The following is an 18,792-nucleotide window of genomic DNA, read 5'->3' on the forward strand; positions in this document are numbered from 1 at the left end:
TCTCCGGGCGAGGCTCTGGAGCGTCAGGAAAACCTGAACGCGAACCCCGAACCGAGGGAGCTGACCGAGATGAACACTCTGGCATACAGCGGTGGTCCCGGCCCCTGGATCCTCCTCTTCCCGCTCTTCTGGGCTGCCGTCGTCATCGGCGGCGTCACCCTGCTGCGCCGTACCGTGTGGCGCGGCCGGCGAGGCCCCTGGCAGGCGCGTCCCACCCAGGAGGCACCCGCCGAACCGTCACCGATCACGCTGCTCGGCCGGCGTTTCGCGGCCGGGGAGATCGACGAGGACGAGTACTGGCGCCGGCTCTCCGTCCTGGACGAACAGTTCGGCCGCGGCAGCAAGGGAGGCGTGGCATGACCACCACCGTCCCCATCTCCGGACCCACCCCCACGCCCGGTCCCGCCTGCGCCGCCCGGGTCGTCGACGCCGTGAAGCTCTATGGTGCGGGCGACACCCGGGTCAGAGCCCTGGACGGGGTGAGCGTCGACTTCCCGGCCGGACGTTTCACCGCGATCATGGGGCCCTCCGGCTCCGGCAAATCCACCCTGATGCACTGCGCCGCCGGACTCGACACGCTCACCTCGGGCTCCGCCTTCATCGGCGACACCGACATCAGCGGGCTCGACGACCGCAGGCTCACCCTGCTGCGCCGACGGCGGATCGGCTTCGTCTTCCAGTCCTTCAACCTCCTGCCGACGCTCACCGTCGCCGAGAACATCACCCTTCCCCTCGACCTCGCGGGGGAGCGGCCCGACCCGGAATGGCTCGACGCCCTCGTCGACACCGTCGGGCTCCGGGACCGGCTGCACCACCGGCCCGGCGAACTGTCCGGCGGACAGCAGCAGCGGGTGGCGGTGGCGCGGGCCTTCGCGGGCAGCCCCGATGTCGTCTTCGCCGACGAACCGACCGGCAACCTCGACTCCCGCTCCGGCCAGGAGGTGCTCCGGCTGCTCGGCCGCACCGTACGGCAGACCGCCCGTACCGTCGTCATGGTCACCCATGACCCGGTCGCCGCCGCCCACGCGGACGAGGTCGTCTTCCTCGCCGACGGCCGACTCGTCGACCGGATGCCCGACCCCACGGCGGAGCGCGTGCTCGACCGCTTCAAGTCCTTCGCCCCCCACCCCTCGCGCAGGCGGTGACGGAATGAACGGCACCCCGGCCTCCGTACGCCTGAGCATCGCCTCGCTCCGCGCCCACAAGCGCCGCTTCGCCGGTATGTTCGTCGCCGTGCTGCTCGGCGTCGCGTTCCTCACCGGGACGCTCGTCATGGGCGACACGCTCCGCGCGAGCTTCGACACCATGTTCGCCGACGCCAACGCCGGAACCGACGCCGTCGTGCGCGGCTCCGACGTGGTCACCGTCGCCGGTGAGACCCAGGGCACCCGGCAGCCGGTGAGCACCGCACTCGTGAAGCGGATCGAGCGGACGCCCGGCGTCGCCGCCGCGGCCCCCGACATCCAGGGCGCCGGCCAGCTCATCGGCGCCGACGGCAGACCCATCGGCGGTCAGGGCCCGCCCACCCTCGCCGGCAACTGGATCACCGACCCGGAACTCAACCCGTACCGGCTCGCCGCCGGCCGCGCCCCGGCCGCACCCGGTGAGGTCGTCGTCAACCGCGGCACCGCCGACCGGGGCGGGCTCAGGATCGGCGACACGACCGTGCTGCGCACCCCCGACCCCGTACACGTCACGATCGTCGGTCTGGCCACCTTCGGCGGCCAGGACGGCATGGGACAGGTCACCTACACGGCCATGACACAGGCCGACGCCGAGAAGTACCTCACGCCGAAGCCCGGCGAGGCATCGGCCATCCAGGTCCGCGCCGGACCCGGCACCGGCCAGCGGGAACTCGTCGACGCGCTGCGGCCCGTACTGCCCAAGGGCGTCGAGGCCGTCACCGGACAGGCCGCGGCCGCCGAGAACCGGGACATGATCTCCGGTGCCTTCCTCGGCCTGTTCACCACCTTGCTGCTGGTGTTCTCCGGGATCGTGCTGCTCGTCGCCACCTTCTCCATCCACAACACCTTCGCGATCGTCGTCGCCCAGCGGACCCGCGAGAACGCCCTGCTCCGCGCCCTCGGCGCCGCACGCCGTCAGGTCGTCGCCTCGACCCTCGTCGAGGCGACCGCGGTCGCCGTGATCGCCTCCGCCGCGGGTCTGGCCGGAGGCATCGGCATCGCCGCCGGGCTCCAGGCGCTCTTCCCCGCCGTCGGATTCCCGTTCCCCGACGGCTCGCTGGTGATCGGCGCCGTCTCGCTGCTGCTGCCGCTCGCCGTGGGGGTCCTCGTCTGTCTCGGCTCCGCCGTCCTGCCAGCCGTCCGGGCCGGACGCACCGCTCCGCTCGCCGCCCTGCGCGAGAGCGGCGTCGACGACTCGGGGGCGTCCCGGACGCGGGCCCTCGCCGGGCTCGTGCTGCTGGTGGCCTCCGTCGGCGTCATCCTGACCGGCGCCCTGGCCGCCCCGTCCGTCTGGCTCTCCGCCGTCGGCGCGGTACTGGCACTCGCCGCGTTCGTGGTCCTCGGGCCGGTCGCCGCCACGTACGCGGTACGCACCCTCGGCGCCCCGCTAGACCGGCTGCGCGGTGTCAGCGGCCGACTGGCCAGGCGCAATGCCTTGCGCAGCCCCCGGCGGACCGCGTCCACCGCTACCGCGCTGATGATCGGCGTCGCCGTGGTCTCCCTCTTCACCGTCTTCGGCGCATCGCTGAAGGCGACCATGAACCAGACCGTCGACCGCTCCTTCGCGGGCGATGTCGCCATCAGCGCGCCCGCCTTCGGGGCGGGCGGCAGCGGCCTCAGCCCCCGGCTCGCCCCGGCCGTCGACCGGCTGCCGCAGGTGGCGACGGCCGTCGGCCTCGGCAAGGGGGTCGCGGAGGTCGACGGTGCGGGCCGCGCCCTGACCGTCACCGACCCGGCCGCGCTCGGCAGGGTCTTCGACCTCGGCCGGGTCGACGGCTCGCTGACGGGGCTGGGCACGAACGGGATCGCCGTCTCCGGCACCGAGGCCGCGAAGCGCGGTCTGCACCCCGGCTCCTCCGTCCGGCTCGCCTTCACCGACGGCACACGGCGCGCCTTCACCGTCCGCGCCGTCTACGAGCGGTCGGAACTGGCAGGCGACTACGTCATCACCCGCCAGGCCTGGGCCCCGCACCGCGCCCAGGACGCCGACTCGCTGATCGCCGTCTCCTTCAGACCCGGCGTGTCCGTCGCCGACGGCAAGGCGGCGGTCGCGAAGACCGCGGCGGCGTACGGCAACCCCGACGTGCAGACCCGCGGCGAGTACGCGCGGTCCTCGGCCGGCGGCATCGACATGATGCTCACCCTGGTCTACGCCCTGCTGGCACTCGCCGTACTGATCGGCCTGCTGGGCATCGCCAACACGCTCACCCTCGCCCTCCACGAACGCACCAGGGAGATGGGCCTGTTGCGAGCGGTGGGACAGACCAGGAGCCAGTTGCGCTCGATGGTCCGCTGGGAATCCGTCCTGGTGGCCGCGTTCGGGACGGCGGGCGGCCTGCTGCTCGGCGGCTTCCTCGGCTGGGTGCTGGTCGAGGCGTCCGCGGGCGACACCGCCGTCGCCTTCGACCTGCCGCCGCTGCGACTCCTGGTGGTCGCCGCTGTGGGGATCGCCGCCGGAGCGCTGGCGGGCCGCCGCCCGGCCCGCCGGGCGGCGCGGCTGAACGTGCTCCGCGCGATCGCCGCCGAGTAGCGCACGGTGGAGGGGCGGGACGCCGTCGGCGGTTTCCAGCGGGAGGCGCCCCTCCACCGTCCGCCGGGGTCACCGCCGACACCGGCACCGGCGCTTCAGCCGACCACCGCCGACCGCGCGACGGAAGGCGCGGCGCTCTCCAGATAGGTGAGGGCGGCCAGCTCGAACGGTCCGTCGGTGGTGGCCCCGTACACCGAATGCGGCGGGAACGGGGCGCACCGGGGAGGCGCCGAAAGGGTGAACCAGACGACTTTCCCCGCCCCGCCCCTCGGCCGGACCCCCCAGCTCTCGCTGACCGCGGCGATCAGTGCGAGCCCGCGTCCCGATGTACTGGACGCGCTGGGTTCGCGCACGGTCGGCAGCCGTGGGTCGTGGTCATGGACGGACACCGTCAGCCGTTCGAGCAGCAACTCGATCTCGACGGTGCATGATTTGTCCGGCTGGGCATGCCGGTGGACATTGGTCAGCAGTTCTGTGACGCCGAGCGCCGCCTGGTCGATCAAAGGATCGAGATGCCAGTAGCGCAACTGCGCCGAGATGATTCTGCGGACCTGTCCGATCCGCGACGGCAGGGCCTGGAGCTCCACCGTGCAGTGCCTGCTTGGCTCGCTGATCACGGCTGCGACTCCCCGAAATAGGTCCGGAAGAAGACGAAGGAACGGATCCAGCAGCTGGCCGGCTGCTGATGGGCACCCAGCGGCGTGGATCACAGTGTCACCGCCGGTGAACCATGAGTGACGTGTCCAATGTCACTCAGGGGTCACGGCTCCGCAACTCGCGGCCCTCCGTCGCCGCCACCCGTCTCAGGTCATCCGTCCGCCCGCACTGCGCAGCGTCTCCAGGAACCGGCGGGCCGGTCCGGCCCGGTCCGGACCGCGGTTGCGCTGGCCCATCGTCAGCCGGTACCGCGTCCCGTTGAGGCGGGCCACGGCCGCGCCGGCCCCGGCGAACCACGGTCTGCCCGCACTCACCGTCACCACCGGGGCGCTGTCGATCTCCCGCCCGTTGCTGGTCAGCAGGGCCAGTCTGCCGTCCTTGACGATCACCTGCCCGGCCCTGGTGAGCGAGCGGGCCCATCGCTCGATCCGTACCCCCGTCGCACTGAACTCCGTTTCCGGCATGACTGCTTCGCCCCCTTCGTGACACTTCTGATGGGCAGTCTGCACAAACCGGGGGCGGCGCGCCAGATCGCGTCCCGGACCGGTGCCGCGGTTGCCGGGCCGGCCGACGCCAAGGCAGGGCTATGGAGCACCAAAGTAAACGTTTGTGCAGGTAGGAGGAATAGGTTGTGGGTGGAGAGTGACGATGACACGAGGAGGAACGCGCTGATGGGCACCGAAAAGCACGGAGACGGCGGCCGGGCCGCGGCGACGATCGACTTCGACCGTTCCGACGCCGGGTACCGGGCCTGGCTGAAGGAGGCGGTGCGCAAGGTCCAGGCCGACGCCAACCGCTCCGCCGACACCCATCTGCTGCGCTTCCCGCTGCCCGAGGCGTGGGGCATCGACCTCTATCTCAAGGACGAGTCGACGCATCCCACCGGCAGTCTCAAGCACCGGCTGGCCCGCTCGCTCTTCCTCTACGGGCTCTGCAACGGCTGGATCCGGCCGGACAAGCCGGTGATCGAGGCGTCCAGTGGTTCGACGGCCGTCTCGGAGGCGTACTTCGCCAAGCTGATCGGCGTGCCGTTCATCGCCGTGATGCCCCGCACCACCAGCCCCGAGAAGTGCCGGCTGATCGAATTCCACGGCGGCCGCTGCCACTTCGTCGACGACTCGCGGAAGATGTACGAGGAGTCCGCCACGCTCGCCGCGGAGACCGGCGGTCACTACATGGACCAGTTCACCTATGCCGAGCGGGCCACCGACTGGCGCGGCAACAACAACATCGCCGAGTCGATCTACCAGCAGTTGCGGCTGGAGCGCTATCCGGAACCGACGTGGATCGTCGCCACGGCCGGAACCGGCGGCACCTCGGCGACCATCGCCCGCTATGTGCACTACATGCAGTTCGACACCCGGATCTGCGTGCCCGACCCGGAGAACTCCTGTTTCTTCGACGGCTGGACCAACCACAATCCCCTGGCCACCAGCGACTGCGGCTCCAGGATCGAGGGCATCGGCAGGCCCCGGATGGAGCCGAGCTTCGTGCCCGGAGCCATCGACCGGATGATGAAGGTGCCGGACGCGGCCAGTGTCGCGGCCGTGCGCGCCCTGGAGAAGGCCATCGGCCGCAAGGCCGGCGGCTCCACCGGCACCGGGCTGTGGAGCGCGTTCAAACTGGTCGCCGAGATGGTCGAGCAGGGTGGTACGGGCAGCATCGTCACCCTGATCTGCGACCCGGGCGACCGCTACCTCGACAAGTACTACTCCGACAGCTGGCTCGCCGGACAGGGCCTGGACATCGCCCCGTACACCGCGACCATCGACTCCTTCCTGGCCGACGGCAACTGGCCCTGACCGCCGGGACGGAACCGGGTGCGTGCGGCGCGGCGGCCCTCAGGGCGCGGACCCGGTCAGCCGCCGGTCGAGCTTGCGTACCGCGTCCCGGAAGGACCGGCCCATGCCCGACCGGGCCAGCCGCAGGGTGAACCGGAAGGGCGCGGAGCCGTCGGCGGCGAAGGTCCACCGCACCAGTGTCCCGGTCCCGGCCGGGGTGAGCCGCCACTCCTCCAACAGGGCCCGCATGCCCGGGGCGTTGGTCCGGTCGGCCCGGTAGGCGTACCGCTTGCCGGGCTCCGCCGCCATGATCGTCTCGTGGATCACGTAGCCGCCCCTGAGCCGGACCTCGCGGCCCGCGCCGTCCTCGGCGGGCCGGGCGGCCGTCACCGCCGTGAACCAGTCCGGCCAGCCCGGCACGTCGTCGGCGAGCGCGCGGTAGACCTCCTCGGGAGCCGCAGCCACCTCGGCGGCGAAGACCAGCCTCAGCGGAGCGGTATCGACGAACTCGAGTTCCACGGAACGGAGTCGGCGTGGCATGGAACGCACCTCCCGTGCGGTCGGCGGCGGACGGGTCCGCGCACACCATAGCTGACGCATCATCAGCTGTCGCTGTCGCTGTCGCTGTCGCTGTCGCTGTCGCTGTCGCTGTCGCTGTCGCTGTCGCTGTCGCCGTCCGTGCGCACCTCACGGACACGCTCCGGGGTTGGCACCCGCTACGGACGGGGCCGCGCCGGACGGTCCAGCATGCTGTCGAGCACCCGGCCGAAGACCCGGCGGCCCGCTCCGGCGATCAGCGGGTCGCCCCACCGCGGCAGCAGCCGGATGCCCAGCTCCTCCACCCACACCACATGGGATCCGAAGTCCGTCGGATACACGTCGATCGAGGCCCGGCCCAGCACCAGCGAACCGCGCTTCTCCAGCCGGCACAGCCCCGCGCGCCCGGCGGCGGGAGGCGTCCACCGCACCACTTCCATCGGATCGTCGAACGCCAGCGGCCCCACACCCGTACGCGCCACGAAGACGGTCCCGACCCCGGTCGGCAGACCCGCGGGGACGGTGATCCTGGTCAGCGGTACATGCGCGGCGTGCCGTTCCCAGTCCGTCACCCGGCGCCAGGACTCGGCGGCGGGGAGGGAGGTGAAGCGCTCGATCCGGAAGACGGCCACGCCTCGATCCTAAGGGCCAGGGCCTGTCCGGCGGATCATGGCCGGGGTCGCGGCGGCTGGCACGGCACCTCGCGGCGTTGCCGAAACGTCCGAATAGCTCCGCTATCAGGACGCTCCGGCGCCTTGCGATGCACCGCACCAGCCGCCGCGCCCTGTCCGACCCTGATCCGCCGGACAGGCCCTGGCCGCCAAGGTCCCGGCCCCGCGCACCGCCCGGCGCGAGCCGAGCGGAACCCGCGCACGGTCCGGCGGCTCAGGCGCCGCCGTCCGCGGTGCGGCCCGTCACCACCAGGCCCGGCAGATGCTCCTCGATCTCCGCACGGGCGGCGTCCGACAGCCCCGCGTCCGTCACGAACGTGTCCACCTGCTCCAGCGTCGCGAACGAACTCAGGCCCACCGTGCCCCACTTGGTGTGGTCGGCGACCACCACCACCCGCCGGGCCGACTGGACGAAACGGCGGTTGGTCTCGGCCTCCGCCAGATTCGGCGTCGAGAGCCCGGCCTCCACCGAGATCCCATGCACCCCGAGGAACAGCACATCGAAATGGAGCGAGGCGATCGCCTGATCGGCGACCGGACCGACCAGCGAGTCCGAAGGGGTCCGCACCCCGCCGGTGAGCACCACCGTGGCGGCCCCGGGCCGCGCTCCGGCCGCGCCCCCCGACCGCTGGGCGGAGTGGAAGACATCGGCGACCCGCACCGAGTTGGTCACCACCGTCAGATCCGGTACGTCCAGCAACTGCTGGGCGAGCGCGTACGTCGTCGTGCCGCCGGAGAGCGCGATGGCGCTGCCGGGCACCGCCATGGCCGCCGCCGCTCGCGCGATGTCCTCCTTGGCGGTCAGCTCCAGCGCCGACTTCGCCTCGAACCCGGGCTCGTGCGTACTGGCCTCGACCACCGGAACGGCCCCGCCGTGCACCTTCTCGATGACCCCCTGACGGGCCAACGCGTCCAGGTCCCGGCGCACCGTCATGTCGGAGACATTCAGCTTGCGGGTCAGCTCATTGACCCGGACCCCGCCGCGCCTGCGCACTTCGTCGAGGATCAGGGCGCGCCGCTGCTCCGCGAGCAGGTTCTGATTCTCGCTCAACGCCGGGTCCGGTCCTTCCTTCTGGCCGTGCAGCAGTCTCTTCGAACGGGGTCATCCTGCCACGCGGTGTCGCCTGCCGCCGCACTGGGGAGATTCCGTGAGAGAGGCGCGGCCGCCGGCCCGCTGCCACGATTCTGATGACCACGCGTCAACACTCCCCCACAACCGAGAGAGCGAGTCACTCCAGTGCCACCTGCCACCCAGGCCCCGCAGAGTCCGGGGCCCGCGCTGGAATTGCTGGTCCACGGCGTGGGCGGCGCCACCCCCCAGGAGATGCTCGACGATCCGCGTACGGTCCGCCTCACCGGCGACGCCACCGCCGCCATCTACCGGCGGGCCGAGGACACGGACGCCGAACAGCACCCGGAGCGGTACCGCGACCGGCCCATTCCCGAGGCCTACTGCTGGTCCAACCTGACCTCCGGCAACGGCTCCCGCGCCCTGTGGCTGCTGCTGCTCCCGTTCATGGTGGTCAACCTCGCCCACTGGATGCGCCCCACCGCCCGGTCCCGCACCCGCGCGGTGCGCCTGTACGGCGTCCTCGTCCGGCTCCTCGCGCTCAGCCTCACGGTCCTGCTGACCGCGGCGGCCTGCGAGGTCGCGCTCGATCTGACGGCCTGGCAGTGCGCGGGCGTGCCGGACTGCTCGAACCAGCGGTCCTGGCTCGGCTTCCTGTCCACGGCGCAGGGCGGCTGGTGGTCCCAGCCGGGCCGCAGGCTCGCCCTCGCCGCACTGGTGCCCACCGCCCTGGTGGCGCTCCTCTGGTTCCTGTCCAACCGGACCTGGAGCGCGTACGAATCACAGCGCCCGCTGACCGGAACCGAACCGGACGACGACGACCTCGACCCGGCGCCCGCCCCCGCACCGGACACCACCGGCACCGCGCCCCTCGGCCGCCCCGCCCTCGGCCGGCCCGGATTCTGGTACGGCCGCCGCCTGGTCGCCCGGCTGCGCGCCGCCCACACCGCCGCCGGATTCCTGACCGTCGCCGCGTCGGTCGCGGGCGCAGCCGCCCGCCACGACCGCGCCGCTGCCGGCCCCGTACCCGGCATCCTCGGCCGGCTGATCGAGGCGGCACTGGTCCTGGGCGGCATCGTCGTGCTCTGGGTGGTCTGCCGCCGCGGCCGCAGCGAACGACGCCGCGACAACCGCCTCGACCGTGCCCTCATCACCTATCTGCCCGGCGCGGCCCTGGCCCTGCTCGTCCTCGCCGCGGCGTACGCCGCCTGGTCCCGTCCCGACTGGGTCTCCGCCGGTGCCCTGCCCGGCGACCTCGCCTTCAGCGTCATCACCCTCGGCCAAGGGGTACTCGTCGTCGTACTCGCCGTGGTGTCGCTGAGCCTGTACCGCCGGACCCCCGAACCCCGCACCGTCATGTACGGCCTCGGCGGGCCCGTGGTCGCGATGCTCGCCTGCGCCCTCGGCGGCGTCATGAGCGGCGGGGTCTCCCAGCGCGTCGCCGACTGGCTCGACGGCCCCGGCACCCCCGGCATGGGCAGGAGCTCCGTCATCGAGGGACCGCCGGTGCTGCTCAGCTGGCAGGCCTCCGTCATCCCCGTGCTCCTGGTGCTGCTGGCCGTCCCCGCCCTCCTGCTGCTCGTACGGACCTGGCTGGCCGCCCGCGCCCTGGAGCCCCGTATCGACCAGGAGTACGAGGAGGAACGGCCGGACCCCGCCCGGACCCGGCAGATCGCCCGGATCCAGGCCGCGGCCGCCCTCACCGACTCCGCGCCCTGGATCCTCGGCCCGGTCTGCGGCGCCACCCTGCTGCTCGGCGCGGCGGCGGTCTGCGGGGCCTGGGTGAGCGGCGAGGTGCCGGGTCTCGCGATGAAGGGCAACGGCCCGTTCATCGAGTCCGTCGCCCAGGCCGCCCAGTCGACCGGCTCCTGGATGGTCGGACTCGGCTTCATACTCTTCGTCACCTGGGGCCGCCGCGCCTACCGCGACGCCTCGGCCCGGCGCACCATCGGCATCCTCTGGGACGTCGGTACGTTCTGGCCACGAGCCGCCCACCCCTTCGCGCCGCCCTGCTACGCCGAGCGTGCCGTCCCCGACCTGGCGTCCCGGATGTCCGGCTGGACCGGGCTCACCCGCGGCAGGCTCGTCATCTCCGGGCACTCCCAGGGCAGCGTCCTCGCGGCGTCCGCGGTCTGGCAGCTGCCCGCCCACACCCGGAGCCGGGTCGCCCTGCTCACCTACGGCTCGCCGATCGAGCGACTGTACGGCCGCTGGTTCCCGGCCTACTTCGGCCCGGGACCGCTGCACGCGCTGCACCGGTCCGTGCACTGCTGGCGCAATCTGTGGCGGGCCACCGACCCCATCGGCGGCCGGGTCCGGCTCGACGAGGGACCCGGGCCCGAGGTGGACCGCGGCCCGCTGAAGGACCCCCTGGTCTACGGGCGGACCCCCGAACATCCGCTGCCCGAAGCCGTTCTGGGGCACTCGGACTACCAGGCCGACCCGGTCTTCGCCCAGGAACGGGCCGCGCTGCTGGAGCGGCTCGACCCGGTCCTGCCGCGCCAGGCCGGCGGGGAGGACGGCTCCGAGGCCCCGCGGAGTCAAGGCAGTTCCGGCAAGTCCTCGGGGTAGAGCAGGGTGAGGTCGTCCGTGCTCGGCTCGGCGAGCTGGGCGACCCGTCCCGCGTGCCGCTCCACCATCGACTCGAAGGTCTGGCGCGCGGTGCGGCCGTTGCCGAACGCCGGGCCCTTGGGCAGCTCGGTGAAGTACTTCAGCAGCGCCTCCCCGGTCCCGGAGGCCAGGCTGTACTCGTGCTCGTCGGCCTGCTGCCCGACGATCCGCAGCAGCTCGGCGGGCTCGTAGTCGCTGAAGGTGATGGTCCGGGAGAAACGTGACGCCACCCCGGGGTTGACGGTGAGGAACCGCTCCATCTCGTGGGTGTAACCGGCGACGATGACGACCACCGCGTCCCGGTGGTCCTCCATCAGCTTCACCAGCGTGTCGATCGCCTCCCGGCCGAAGTCCCGGCCGGAGTCCTCGGGCGACAGGGCGTACGCCTCGTCGACGAACAGCACCCCGCCGCGCGCCCGGTCGAAGGCCTCCTGCGTACGGATGGCGGTCGAGCCGATGTGCTCACCGACCAGGTCGACGCGGGACACCTCGATCAGATGGCCCCGTTCCAGCACTCCGAGCGAGGCGAGGATCTCGCCGTACAGCCGGGCCACGGTGGTCTTGCCGGTGCCGGGGGAGCCGGTGAAGACGAGGTGGCGACGGACCGACGCGGCCTTGAGCCCGGCCTCCTGGCGCCGGCGGCCCACCTCGATCATGTCGGTGAGGGCGCGCACCTCCCGCTTGACGCTGTCCAGGCCCACCAGTGCGTCCAACTCCCCGAGCACCGCGTCCGAGGCGCGCGCCGGCTCGGTGGCGGGCGCATCGGCCGGGGCGGGCTCGACGGCCCGCTGCCCGGGGACCCCGCCGAGCAGCCCGGGGGCCGACTGGGTCGCCGTCAGCACGGTGGGCGCCGGGGGAGCGGGGGTGCGCAGCGCGCTCTCGTCGCTCGTGCAGTTCTCCACGACGGGGCCGGTTCCCCGGCCGTCACCGTGCGCGGCGGGCGGCTCGGCGAACTCGTATCCACCGCGTGCGCACCGCTCGGTCCGGCAACGGGTCAGCGTCGTACGGCAACCGTCCATCACATGGAAGCCGTAGCCGTCGCTGCCGGTGACCCGGCAACTGTCGAACGTGCCGCGGCCCTCGGCGGAGACGTAGAAACCGGCCTCGGCGGGCGAGGTGACCGTGCAGCGCTCGATCGTCGGGTCGGCGCCCTTGGTGACGATCACTCCGGTCTGTGCCGTGTCGATGGTGCAGTTGTTCAATGTGCCACCGCTGCCGTGGTCGCGGAACCAGGCGCCGGTGGACGCCTCACGGATGCGGCAGTCGTCCAGCTGCGCGGTCGCCCCGTCGCTCACCGACACCGCGGTGTTGCGGACCTGCGACAGATCGCTGTCGACGACATCGGCGCGCGAGCCCCGGTCGAGGACGAAGATGGCGTCCGGCACGTCGTGGACCCGGCAGGAGTCCAGTATCACGGTCGCCCCGTCGCTCACCCAGACCGCCGGATAGTCGCCCGTACTGTCATGGATCTCGCACTGGTTGGCGTCGACACGGGTGCCGGGATCCCAGACCGAGAGGCCGTTGCGGCCGAAGCGGCGCACCGTGGAGCGGGTCAGGGTGAGGACCGAACGGGAGCGCAGATCCACCGCGTTCTCCGGGATGTCGTGGATGTCGCAGTCGGCGAGCGTCAGCACGGCGTCGGTGTCGAGCGTGACGCCGTCCGCCGAAGTGCGGTGCACCGTGCAGTCGGTGAGGTGGGCGGCCGCGCGGGCGGTCACCTGTATCCCGCTGCCCTTGATCTCGTACACCTCGCAGCCGACACCCTCCAGGGCACTGCCCTCTCCGGTGACGCTCAGACCCGCGCCCGACGCGTGGTGGATCCGGCAGCGATCCAGCCGCGGATGCGCACCGTCACGCACCGAGACGCCGGACTGCCCGGCGGAGACGACCTCGCACTCCTCGAACACGCCGCCCGCGCCGTCGAGTACGGCGATGCCGACCCCGGCGGGGTTGTCGACCGTGCAGCGGCGCACGGTCGGCCGGGCCGTGCCGCGCACCTCGATCCCGGCGGCGGAACGCGTGACGATCCGCAGGTCCGCGATCTCCGCTGCGCCGTCCTCGACCAGCAGCGCGGGGGCCGTCGAGTCCTGGCCCTCCACATGGAGGTCCGAGACGACGGCGGAGGCGCGGATGGTCAGCGGCACGCCGTCGGCCGGCGCGATCCGCACGGAACCGACGGAGCCCTCGGGTCCGCGCAGGGTCACCGCGCGGTGCAGGACCAGATTCTCCCGGTAGGTGCCCGGTGCGATGGTGAGGACATCGCCGTCGGCCGCGGCCTCCAGGGCTGCGGTGAGGGAGGCGTATTCGCCTGTGCGGCGCCGCCACCGCGATGTGCCGGTGTGCGTCACCTGGACCGTGCCCTGTGCCATGGCGCTGTTGTGCCCCCACCTCGTGCGTGCGTGATGCCCGTGTCACCGGCCTTGCGGCAGCGGCGAATCCCGGGACCGCCCACCGGGAAAGCGGGCGGGCCGGTCCACCGTAGCGCGCGCGGCGGGCGGGAGTTGCCCCGATCAGCAGCTGATCAGCTGCCGGTCCCGGTCCTGCCCCAGTCCGGACCGGTCTCGGCCCAGTCCCGGTCGATCCGGGTGTACCGCCCCCGCACCATGTGCCGGACGATCAGTTGTCGGACGCCCTCGATCAGTCCGAGGGTGAGCAGCATCGCCCCGAACCCGGCCAGCACGGCGTGGGTGCGGGCGGTCGGAGCGTCCATGGGGCGCGATACGGGGCGGCCGTCGAGGTCCGTCCAGATCTCCACCTCGGCACCGGGGCCGGTCTTCCAGGAGGAGGTCGTCACGGTGCCGCGGCGGTTCGTGCCGTCCGGGGCCTTCCAGCGCGCCACCACCGAGGTCTGCGAGCCGCGCTCCGAGGAAATTTCGGGATCGGCGACGACGCGCGGCGCTCGCGGTGACCGCCGCACCACGACCGCGGTGGTGGCATGACGCCCGGCCCGCTGGGCCCGTACCGATTTCTGCAGGGCGTCGTCGGTGTGCGCCCCGCACACCCAGCCCAGTGCCGGTGCCGCCAGCACCATGAGGAGCAACGCGACAAGAGCCACCCATGCCTCGCGCCGGTCAGTGGCGCGGCGCAGGGGATTGTGCCGCCAGCGCCACACACCCGTAACCGCTCGCACAGTCCTGCACCCCCTTCCGTATCCGTCTTAGCCTGATACGGCACGCTTCGCGCGCGGAAGGAGCGAAGAGAGAGCAACTTCACCCCGGTCAACGCACGGACCACCTCCGTGAGTTCCCGCCCACCGGGCCGGACTGACGGACCGTCCGGTGCGGGAACGCCGAAGTCGCCGTCGAGTCCCCATGGCTCGACGACGACTTCGCGCGACCGTGCGTGATCGTCGGTTCAGTACCCCCGGCCCTGGTACGGGCGGTTGTACGGGTCCTCGTAGGGCGAGGGCGCCGGGGCCGGGCGCGGTGACGCCGGACGCATCGCCTCGTAACCCGTGCCCGGCGCGGGCCGCTGTTGTTGCTGCGGATGGGGCGCCTGATACCCGCCACGGGCCGCGGTCGGCTGCTGCGGGATGTACGGCGCCGGGGCGTGCTGCAACTGCGCGTGCTGCAACGGCGCGGGCTGCAACGGCGCGTAACCCTGCTGGGCCGGCGGCTGCTGGTAGCCGTACGACGGACCGGGTTGGGAAGGTGCCGCGGGAAGAGCCGGCAGCGCCGCCGGGAGCGCCGGCAGATAGCTGTTGCCGGTGTCATAGGCGGCAGGCACTCGGATCGGAGCGATCTGAGGGGTGCCCCGCTCCGCGACCAGGGAGTCGTAGATCGGAGTGTCGGGGAACGACGGTGCGGCGTAGTAGCCGCCGCCGTAGGTGGAGCGGGGGGAGGTCATGACACCTAAGTTAAGCCCACGATGTGCTGGTTGGGGAGTCCCAATCTTGGGGTCATCCGTTTTACGCTGGTTCTGTCCGCCTGACCTGCTAAGACATCGATAAAGCTTTCGTTGGTTGAGGGGGCCTTTTCGTTGGAGGGCCCTATGAGCACGCTTATGGAGAATTTCTTCGCCCCCGCAAGATCTGGAACGGCGGTGGCCCCTTGCCTCACGTCCTCGTTCTGTGGGCGAGCACTCCGAGTTCCGTGAGTACACCCGCGCCCACCGCGAGCTGCTCGCCGGGTGGTGGCAACCGGGGCGGACCGGGTGCCGGGCCGGCTGCGTGAGGCGGTCCGGACGACGAGCGGCCCCACTCGTGGAGCGAGTCGGCCTGTGTGTTCATCACCGATTCCGGACGACACGTAGCTGCACGTCCACGTCCCCCCGTGCCACCCCAGGGACCCGTGCTGCCCACGACAGCGGTGGCGGCAGACGGCTGTAGGCGGCTGCTCCTGTCCACGGCATACTGGGCTGTCGCGGGAACAGAAAGGCTCAGAGGTGGCCCGACAGCACACGGAGTACGACGTCCTGGTTGTCGGAGGCAGTGGGGTGGACACCATCGTGCGGGTCGATGCCCTGCCTGTCCCGCTCGCCGACTCGGTCCATGTCGGCCGATCGAGGAATGGCCGGGCCACACCGGAGGGAACGTGGCCCTCGGCGCTCGGGCGCTCGGACTTGAGGTCGCACTCCTGCTCGGCATCGGCGACGACTGGATCGGTGCTCAGGTGCGCGAGCGACTGGCCGCGGGGGATGTGGAGTTTGCCCCGCTGATTTCCTCAGCGGGCACCCGCCGGGCAGTGAACCTGGTGGATGCGACCGGACGCCGGATGTCGTTCTACGATGCCCGCGACCCGGCCGATCTGAGGATGCTCCGGGATTTCTGTCTGCCGAGGCTGCGGCGTACCCGTCACGTTCACCTGTCCATCATGAATTTCGCCCGTTTTCTCTATGACGACATCGAGGAGCTCGGCGTTCCCGTCTCCACGGACCTGTACGACTGGGACGGACTGGCAGACCATGCCCGGGAGTTCGCACTCCGCTCCGATCTCGTCCTCCTCAGCGCGGCGGGCACGGGCGAAGACGAAGGCACCTTCGCCCTGATGCGGGAGATCCTCCGCGAGGGCCGTGCTGACACCGTGGTCGTCACGGCGTGTTCGGGTCCGACGAGACCTGCAGCGGCGCCGTGGAGACCCGCCTGGACGACCTCGGTGAATGGATCCAGCAGATCCGCGCCCTGCCCCCAGGAGAGCCAGGTCACTTCCGGGGACTTCAACGCCGACGGCAAGGAGGACGTAGCTGCCCTCCACGACGCGGGGAAGTCGGCCGACGGCAAGTTCATCACGTCGCTCTTCACCCTCACCAGCAACGGCACCGACATCAAGGCACCGGTCAAGCACTGGAACGGCAGCGTCGTCCAACCGACAGGTTCTGTCGTCAAATGTCACGCCCACGCCTGTGCTGGCGGACAGCGCGGCGACCTGACACTTCACCTACCGCCCCGGCAGGCCGGCGGCTTGCTCATGCGATCATACGGGCGGCTCTCGATTGACCGGTGCACAGTCAACTGATCAGACGGTCGAGTCATCGAGTCATCGAGCCATCGAGCGGGAACGGGAGTGCGGTGTGAGCGGGGCTGGGGGGGCAGGACGGGTCGTCCGTGTCCGAAGAGGAGTGGGAGCGCTTCCTCCGTGAATCGGTGACGGGTGCGGCCGGGGCCCCGGTGGAGCCGTCGGCGCGCGCCCGTGAGGTGGAGCGGCGGCTGCGGGAGCGCTCCGGGCAGCCGGAAGGCCGGCGTACGTACTCACCGGCCCGGCCCCGGCGCAGGACAGGCTGGTACGTGACCGGGCTGGTGGCGGTCGTGGCCCTCCTGGTCGTGGGGCTCTTTCCGCAGCAGGTCGTCGGCTGGTTCGGTGGCAACGACGGTGGGCAGGACGGGGCGCCGTTGGCCGCCGAGTCGGAAAGCCCGCGGGAGGCTCCCGGCGCCGAGCGGGACCTGCCCCCTACGCTCGCCGAACCCTTCCGGGGTTCGCCTGCCGCCCGCTGGGCCGACGGAGCGGCAGGTATCACGGTGCCGCCGGCCAAGGCGACGGGCTGGATGGACGCCGCCCAGGTCGAGCGGACACTGCGGCAGAGCCGGGACTTCCTGGTGGCCGCGGGGCTCGACTCCCGCGTGCTGCGCGGCGAGCGGCCCACTAAGCCTCGATTCACCGACGTGGTTTCGAAATGATCTGCGAGGGTTTTTGGGGCGGGGCCTCGGACTGTCAGCTGAGTGCGGACAGGGTGTATCCGCTGGTCTGCCCAGCTTTTCCACGATTCGGCTTGGGTCGGGCCCTGGCGGGCGGGGTGGGGAGTGGCGTCAGGGTGTCTCGGGCGGCGCGTGGACGGTGGCAAACAGTTGTGCCCACGCGTCTTGCCAGGGCCATCGCTGCGGTAGGTGCAGGGTGAGGCGCCGGGCGGAGCGGGCGATCCGGGCGGGAACGTGGACCAGGTGAGCACGCAGGGTGGCGGTGGTGGCCTTGGCGTGGAAGGCGCCGGCCAGAGCGCCTGCGGCGCGCAGCAGGTTGTAGGCCATCGCCCACAGGGTCAGCCAGGCGGCGTTGGCGTGGAAGTGTGCCGAGGGCAGGTGGGCCAGGGCGGAGGCTTTGCTGTCGGCGATGACCTGCTCGACGACGGCGTGGTGGCGGTGTTCCCGCTCGGCCTGGAGGGTTGGGGCGGGGTTGTCGGTGAAGAACGGGTGGTAGCGCCAGATGGGGAACAGCTCGCCCTGCTCGCCGGTGGTGGGCGGTTTGGCCAGGTCGCGTACCCGGCGCACGATCAGCCGGGCCGTTACCTGCTCGCTCTTCTTGCGCCCGGTGAACGCGGTGTATGCGGGGATCTCGGCGACTTCGGCGTCGGAGATGAGTTCTCCGGTCTCTGGGTCGGGGACTGCGGTGGGGTAGGTGATCTGCTGCCACGTGGTGTCGGGGATGCTGTGGATGGCCCGCTTGATGGAGGGGTTCATGCCCGTGGTGATCGAGAAGTGGGCGCCGTTGCGGCGGCAGGCGGCGATGACCCCGGCGTTGTAGAACTGGGAGTCCGCGCGCAGGACGCGTAGGCCGGTGCAGCCGGCCTCGGCCGCGGTGGCCAGGGCCTCGGCGGCGAATTTCGGGGCGCCGCGGGAGTCGGCTGCCTTGCCGCGGCGCATCCGCACGGTGGCGATCACCGGCCGCGAGGTAGGGGTGCAGATCGTGGAGAGCAGGGGGTGCAGGGTGCGGATGCCCTTGAACCGGCCGTACTCGGCGCCCTGCTTGGTGCGGCCGTAGACCCGTTTGTGGGTGGAGTCGACGTCGATGAACGCCTTCTCGCCCGAGCCGGGCAGCAGCGGGGTGTGCGCGGCCAGTTCGCCGAGGAACCTGCGGTGCACCGCGTGCAGTTGGAGGGCGTGACCGTGGGTGAACGCGCGGAGGAACGTGCCCAGTGTGGACGGGGCACGGACCTCTCGGAACACGGTCGGCATCGCACCGTGGCGCAGCATGTCCAGGTCATCGATGCTGTCGGCTCCTGCGGCCATGCCTGCCACGATGCTGGTGACCTTGGCGTCGGCTGCTGCACCCGCACCGTTTGCCGCCCCGGTCAGCATCACCTTCTCCGACACCAGGCGCGAAAGCCCGCACCGTTCGGCCAGCCGCATCACCGGGACCAGCCCGGCATCCGCGATGAGATTCTGATCGTCGAACGCGGCCGACACCGCCGACGCGGCATGGGAAGATTGCATCTCGCGGGTGCTCTCTTGCTCTGTGGATATCGAACCGTAGGAAGTCCCATCGTCCCAGCTCAGAGGGCATCCGCGCCTTCATGTCCAAGCCCTGGACCGGCTGTTCATCGGTGG

General features: G+C 71.7%; 14 protein-coding genes and 2 pseudogenes. 7 read left to right on the plus strand and 9 right to left on the minus strand.

Annotated features, from left to right (window positions below):
* The first annotated feature begins 69 nt into the window (after positions 1–69).
* From OG520_RS35695 to OG520_RS35705, 3 genes are read left to right on the plus strand one after another with little or no spacing between them, the layout of a single operon-like run.
* Complete coding sequence (locus OG520_RS35695) at positions 70–360, plus strand: SHOCT domain-containing protein (RefSeq protein WP_266426144.1); 291 nt, start codon at positions 70–72, stop codon at positions 358–360.
* A complete protein-coding gene (locus tag OG520_RS35700) occupies positions 357–1,145 on the plus strand; it encodes an ABC transporter ATP-binding protein (RefSeq protein WP_406015858.1) in 789 nt (262 codons plus the stop codon). The genes OG520_RS35695 and OG520_RS35700 overlap by 4 nt, the downstream gene beginning before the upstream one ends.
* 4 nt (positions 1,146–1,149) lie before the next feature.
* On the plus strand, positions 1,150–3,714 hold the full coding sequence (locus OG520_RS35705) for an ABC transporter permease (protein WP_406015859.1): 2,565 nt from the start codon (positions 1,150–1,152) through the stop codon (positions 3,712–3,714).
* Positions 3,715–3,809: 95 nt separating this feature from the next.
* Here the strand turns inward: OG520_RS35705 and OG520_RS35710 are convergent, their stop codons facing one another.
* On the minus strand, positions 3,810–4,331 hold the full coding sequence (locus OG520_RS35710) for an ATP-binding protein (RefSeq protein ID WP_399334036.1): 522 nt from the start codon (positions 4,329–4,331) through the stop codon (positions 3,810–3,812).
* Between the two features lie 186 nt (positions 4,332–4,517).
* Positions 4,518–4,835, minus strand: a complete 318-nt coding sequence (locus tag OG520_RS35715; protein WP_072485217.1) for a hypothetical protein — start codon at positions 4,833–4,835, stop codon at positions 4,518–4,520.
* A gap of 207 nt (positions 4,836–5,042) precedes the next feature.
* Between OG520_RS35715 and OG520_RS35720 the strand changes: the two genes are divergently transcribed.
* Positions 5,043–6,173, plus strand: a complete 1,131-nt coding sequence (locus OG520_RS35720) for a PLP-dependent cysteine synthase family protein (RefSeq protein ID WP_399334037.1) — start codon at positions 5,043–5,045, stop codon at positions 6,171–6,173.
* Between the two features lie 39 nt (positions 6,174–6,212).
* Here OG520_RS35720 and OG520_RS35725 read toward each other — a convergent pair whose 3' ends face one another.
* The 3 genes from OG520_RS35725 to OG520_RS35735 all read right to left on the minus strand — a co-directional run bounded on the left by OG520_RS35725 (position 6,213) and on the right by OG520_RS35735 (position 8,411).
* The gene (locus OG520_RS35725; RefSeq protein WP_406015860.1) at positions 6,213–6,692 is read right to left on the minus strand and encodes an SRPBCC family protein; all 480 of its coding nucleotides are present in this window, start codon (positions 6,690–6,692) and stop codon (positions 6,213–6,215) included.
* Positions 6,693–6,868: 176 nt separating this feature from the next.
* On the minus strand, positions 6,869–7,321 hold the full coding sequence (locus tag OG520_RS35730; RefSeq protein WP_406015861.1) for an SRPBCC family protein: 453 nt from the start codon (positions 7,319–7,321) through the stop codon (positions 6,869–6,871).
* A 253-nt stretch (positions 7,322–7,574) separates the two neighbouring features.
* Positions 7,575–8,411 carry a DeoR/GlpR family DNA-binding transcription regulator gene (locus tag OG520_RS35735; protein ID WP_399334043.1) on the minus strand — a complete coding sequence of 279 codons (837 nt, stop codon included), beginning with the start codon at positions 8,409–8,411 and terminating at the stop codon, positions 7,575–7,577.
* Between the two features lie 186 nt (positions 8,412–8,597).
* Between OG520_RS35735 and OG520_RS35740 the strand changes: the two genes are divergently transcribed.
* Positions 8,598–11,000 (plus strand): hypothetical protein, encoded by a 2,403-nt coding sequence (locus OG520_RS35740; RefSeq protein WP_406015862.1) that lies wholly within the window; start codon positions 8,598–8,600, stop codon positions 10,998–11,000.
* Here OG520_RS35740 and OG520_RS35745 read toward each other — a convergent pair.
* The 3 genes from OG520_RS35745 to OG520_RS35755 all read right to left on the minus strand — a co-directional run bounded on the left by OG520_RS35745 (position 10,970) and on the right by OG520_RS35755 (position 14,885).
* Positions 10,970–13,408: a right-handed parallel beta-helix repeat-containing protein gene (locus OG520_RS35745; RefSeq protein WP_406015863.1), complete on the minus strand. Its 2,439-nt coding sequence runs from the start codon at positions 13,406–13,408 to the stop codon at positions 10,970–10,972. The genes OG520_RS35740 and OG520_RS35745 overlap by 31 nt on opposite strands.
* Positions 13,409–13,560: 152 nt before the next feature.
* Positions 13,561–14,169 (minus strand): hypothetical protein, encoded by a 609-nt coding sequence (locus tag OG520_RS35750; RefSeq protein ID WP_399334049.1) that lies wholly within the window; start codon positions 14,167–14,169, stop codon positions 13,561–13,563.
* Between the two features lie 224 nt (positions 14,170–14,393).
* Entirely contained in the window at positions 14,394–14,885 is a 492-nt protein-coding gene (locus OG520_RS35755) for a DUF6643 family protein (protein WP_406015864.1), read from the minus strand.
* 597 nt (positions 14,886–15,482) lie between these two features.
* On the opposite strand from OG520_RS35755, the pseudogene OG520_RS35760 reads away from it, so the two are divergent.
* Together OG520_RS35760 and OG520_RS35765 are read left to right on the plus strand one after the other, a co-directional pair.
* Positions 15,483–16,075: pseudogene (locus tag OG520_RS35760) on the plus strand (carbohydrate kinase family protein); the annotation flags it as partial.
* Positions 16,076–16,581: 506 nt separating this feature from the next.
* Positions 16,582–17,121: pseudogene (locus tag OG520_RS35765) on the plus strand (hypothetical protein); the annotation flags it as partial.
* A 159-nt stretch (positions 17,122–17,280) separates the two neighbouring features.
* Here OG520_RS35765 and OG520_RS35770 read toward each other — a convergent pair.
* A complete protein-coding gene (locus OG520_RS35770; RefSeq protein WP_406012343.1) occupies positions 17,281–18,678 on the minus strand; it encodes an IS1380 family transposase in 1,398 nt (465 codons plus the stop codon).
* Between the last annotated feature and the right edge of the window lie 114 nt (positions 18,679–18,792).

Source organism: Streptomyces sp. NBC_00984 (assembly GCF_045162475.1).
Taxonomy (GTDB): Bacteria; Actinomycetota; Actinomycetes; order Streptomycetales; family Streptomycetaceae; genus Streptomyces.